This window comes from Pelomicrobium sp. G1 (assembly GCF_051905455.1).
Lineage (GTDB): Bacteria > Pseudomonadota > Gammaproteobacteria > Burkholderiales > UBA6910 > Pelomicrobium.
In genome coordinates this window covers 1-229 of record NZ_JBQACR010000709.1, presented here as the reverse complement: position 1 = coordinate 229, position 229 = coordinate 1, and the positions used below count along the sequence as shown (strand labels likewise).

At 73.8% G+C, this 229-nt stretch carries 1 protein-coding gene; it reads right to left on the bottom strand.

Going from position 1 to position 229, the window contains the following annotated elements:
- A partial coding sequence (locus ACTFO6_RS20225; protein ID WP_439936036.1) for a glycosyltransferase family 9 protein occupies positions 1–229 on the bottom strand: 229 nt, incomplete at both ends.

Genomic DNA, 229 nt, shown 5'->3' with positions numbered 1-229 from the left:
GACAGCGTAGCGGGACGCCGGAAGCCAAGAAAGCGTCCGGGCGTGCGCCTGGATGCCGTAGTCGGCGGGGCCCGCGAGAAGGTAGCCAGCGCAGCGGGCCGCGAGCCGGCGGTTCCGCTCCACCGCGTGCAGATCCCGCTCGACGGGATACCGCTCATCATAGAAGGCCGCGGCCAGGGGCTCCCGGGCGCTTCCCCGGTCGAAGCCGCAGCGCCGTCCCCGGGCCATG